Below are 3,600 nucleotides of genomic sequence, written 5' to 3'. Positions count from 1 at the left end.
GCACGGCATCCTGCACCAGCAGGTCGTCGTCGCCCGAGAGCTGGCGGATGTGCGAGGCAAAGCCCTTGGTGGCCGTGAAGCAGGCGCGGGTGTAGGCCAGGTTGCGGCCCACGCCCATGTAGGGCCGGCCGCGCCAGGCAAAGCTGAGGTACTGCGCGGCCGTGAGCAGCGTTTCGTAGCGAATGAGCTGGTTGAGAAAGCCGGGCATCTCGGTATAGGCCGAGAAACCCAGCACGACATCGGCCCCGCCGTTGGCCGCGAAACCGCGCTGCATGAGGCGCAGCCACTGGTTGGTGGCCGGAATGCAGTCGGCATCGGTGAAAAGCAAGCGCGGGTAGCGGGCAGCCTTGATGCCGAGCGTGAGGGCGTATTTCTTGGGCGCGAAGCCGTCGGGCGTGCGGTCGATGGTGACGAGGCGCACGGTGCTGGGGTAGTATTGGGCCAGTTGCTGGGCGTAGAGGTAGGTGTCGTCGTGGCTGCGGTCGTCGATGAGGACAATTTCGAAGGCGGCGGGGTAATCCTGCTTGAGCAGCAGCGGCAGCAGGCGGCGCAGGTTGTCGAGCTCGTTGCGGGCGCAAACGACGATGGACACGGACTCGGCGTCGGGGCCGGGGGCATCGGCGGGCGCTTCGAGGGGGCGGCGGGCGAAGGGCCAGAAATAATAAGCCGCGTAAAACAGCTGCACCAGCACGCACGCCAACAAAAGCCAGAAAAATGGGGACGTGGGTAAGTAGTGAAGCAACAAAACGGCGAGTACGAATGGGCGCGCAAAAGTACGAGGCGCAAAACGGGCGGGTTACCTTTGTGGACTGTAGCACAGCTACGGTTTCAACCAGAACGTCATGCTGAGCTTGTCGAAGCATCTCTACCGCTTCGTTGAGACGTCAGAAATTACTTGCGCGGTAGAGATGCTTCGACAAGCTCAGCATGACGTTCTGGTTTTATTTGCCTCTCCCTCCCGCATGACCTTCGACCTCCTCGCCCAAGACCCCGCCACCAAGGCCCGCGCCGGCCGCCTCGAAACGGCCCACGGCACCATCGAAACGCCCATTTTTATGCCCGTGGGCACGGCTGGCACCGTGAAGGCTGTGAGCCAGGCCACGCTGAAGGACGACGTGCAGGCCCAGATTATTCTCGGCAACACCTACCACCTCTACCTACGCCCGGGCCTCGACGTGCTGCGTGCCGCCGGCGGCCTGCACCAGTTCAACGGCTGGGACCGGCCGATTCTGACCGACTCGGGCGGGTACCAGGTGTACTCGCTGAGCAACACCCGGAAGATTAAGGAAGACGGCGTGAAGTTCCGCTCCCACATCGACGGCAGCCAGCATTTGTTCACGCCCGAGGGCGTGATGGACATTCAGCGCGCGATTGGGGCCGATATTATTATGGCCTTCGATGAGTGCACGCCCTGGCCCTGCGAGTACGACTACGCCGCCCGCTCGCTCGACATGACGCACCGCTGGCTGAAGCGCTGCATCGAGCGCTTCGACAGCACCGAGGGGTTGTATGGCTACGAGCAGAACCTGTTCCCGATTGTGCAGGGCAGCACCTTTAAGGACTTGCGCGTGCGCTCGGCCGAGTTCATTGCCGAGCAGGGCCGGGCCGGCAACGCCATCGGTGGGCTGAGCGTGGGCGAGCCGGCCGAGCTGATGTACGAGATGACGGAAATCGTGTGCGACATCCTGCCCAAGGACAAGCCGCGCTACCTCATGGGCGTGGGCACGCCGGCCAACATCCTCGAAAACATTGCACTGGGCGTGGACATGTTCGACTGTGTGATGCCCACCCGCAACGCCCGCAACGGCATGCTGTTCACCACCCAGGGCATCATGAACGTGACCAACCTGAAATGGGCCACCGACTTCACACCCATCGACCCGGCGCTGGAAGGTGCGGCCAGCACGTTCTACAGCCGCGCCTACGTGCGCCACCTGTTTCAGTGCCAGGAGATGCTGGGGCCGCAGATTGCCTCGGCCCACAACCTGGCCTTCTACCTGTGGCTGGTGAGGGAGGCCCGCAAGGAAATCATCGCCGGCACGTTTGGCCCCTGGAAGGAGCGTATGGTGAAGCAGCTGATGACGCGCCTTTAGAAGTGTTGAATGTTGAGGGTTGAATGTTGAGAGCAGTTCGGCTGATGTGCCAACTGCTTAACTCAGCATTCAACCCTCAAAACTCATAATTACAGAAATGAATATTCTCGATAAATACATCATTAAGAAATTTCTCGCCGCGTTTTTCTTCTCGGTGGTTATTTTGGTATCGGTGATTTGCGTGATTGATTTCACGGAGAAAAACGACGATTTTATTCAGCATAATCTGTCGATGTCGAAAATTATTTTCGGCTATTATATTTTTCTGTTTCCCTATTTCGCCAATCTACTGTCGCCCATTACCATTTTTATCGCGGTGGTATTTGTGACGGCGCAGCTGGCGGCGCGCACCGAAATTGTGGCCATTCTGGCCAGTGGAGTGAGTTTTAAGCGGCTGATGCTGCCCTATGCGATGGGCGGCGCGGTGGTGGGGCTACTCATTTTCGGGCTAATTGGCTGGGTGCTACCGATGGGCAACAAGTCGCGGGTGCAATTCGAGAAAGCGTACATCAAACTGCCGTACCGGTTTCAGGGGCGCAACGTGCACATCAAAATCGGGCCGCGCAGCTACGTGTACATGGAGAGCTATGATAATATTAATAACATCGGCTTCCACTTCGCGCTCGAAACCGTCGACAGCACCATCCTCAAGCGCCGCCTTACGGCCGATGCCATCAACTGGGATTCGACCAAGCACGTGTGGCACCTCTCGCCGCAGCTGATACGCACGTTTCGTGGGCCGCAGGATGAAACGCTGCAAACTGTGGCGGCCCGCGACACCACCCTGAACCTGCTGCCCGCCGACTTCGCCAGCACCTACAAGCTGGCCGAAACCATGACGCTGCCGGAGCTCAACCGCTACATCCGCACCAAGATTGAGCGCGGCGCCGACGACACCCAGATTTACCTCAGCGAGAAGTACGAGCGCTACGCCTACCCCTTCTCCATCATCATCCTCACGCTGATTGGCGTGACGCTGAGCGCCCGCAAGTCGCGGGCCGGCGTGGGTGGGCAAATTGCGCTGGGCTTCGTGCTGGCATTCATCTTCATCATTTTCGTGATGCTGAGCCGCAACCTTGCGCAGGTGGGCAGCATGTCGCCGCTGGTGGCGGCGTGGGTGCCCAGCACGGTATTTTCGATAATCGGGCTGGCGCTGTACCGGTTTGTACCGAAGTAAGTAGCGCGAACTTTTAGTTCGCGTATCGCCGCAACGCGGCGAATCCAAGTTGTACGAGGCCACTTACAGGCTTGCTCCTTCATGCCAATCTCGCCGTGCTGCGGCGATACGCGAACTAAAAGTTCGCGCTTCATTATGCTCCGCGACTACCTCAAGCTTCATTTCATTGTGCTCCTGTGGGGCTTCACGGCCATTCTGGGCAAACTGCTGACGGTGCCGCCGGTGGAGTTGGTATTCTGGCGCACGCTGCTGGCGGCTACGGGACTGGCGGTGCTGCTGGTGGCGCGGCGCATGCCGTGGCGCATTCCGGCGGGGCAGGTGGTGCGGCTG

General features: G+C 59.9%; 3 protein-coding genes and 1 pseudogene. 3 read left to right on the top strand and 1 reads right to left on the bottom strand.

Annotated elements, in window-relative coordinates; all coding sequences use genetic code 11:
- The coding region (locus ACYVDE_RS17405; RefSeq protein ID WP_460502818.1) for a glycosyltransferase at positions 1-703 on the bottom strand (703 nt) is incomplete at its 3' end.
- A gap of 259 nt (positions 704-962) precedes the next feature.
- Between ACYVDE_RS17405 and tgt the strand changes: the two genes are divergently transcribed.
- The 3 genes and pseudogenes from tgt to ACYVDE_RS17390 all read left to right on the top strand — a co-directional run.
- Positions 963-2,093, top strand: coding sequence for a tRNA guanosine(34) transglycosylase Tgt (gene tgt / locus ACYVDE_RS17400; RefSeq protein ID WP_460502817.1), 1,131 nt, complete (start codon positions 963-965; stop codon positions 2,091-2,093).
- 97 nt (positions 2,094-2,190) lie between these two features.
- Positions 2,191-3,270, top strand: a complete 1,080-nt coding sequence (locus ACYVDE_RS17395) for an LptF/LptG family permease (protein ID WP_460502815.1) — start codon at positions 2,191-2,193, stop codon at positions 3,268-3,270.
- 135 nt (positions 3,271-3,405) lie between these two features.
- Positions 3,406-3,600 (top strand): annotated as a pseudogene (locus ACYVDE_RS17390) (EamA family transporter); the annotation flags it as partial.

The organism is Hymenobacter agri (assembly GCF_054778495.1).
Note: the sequence above shows the minus strand (reverse complement) of the source record. Positions and strands in the feature narration are given on the sequence as shown.

What these genes read in the sequence shown, in the direction of transcription:
- tgt (WP_460502817.1), top strand. Translation starts at nt 963, where the DNA reads ATGACCTTCGACCTCCTCGCCCAAGACCCCGCCACCAAGGCCCGCGCC.
- ACYVDE_RS17395 (WP_460502815.1), top strand. Translation starts at nt 2,191, where the DNA reads ATGAATATTCTCGATAAATACATCATTAAGAAATTTCTCGCCGCGTTT.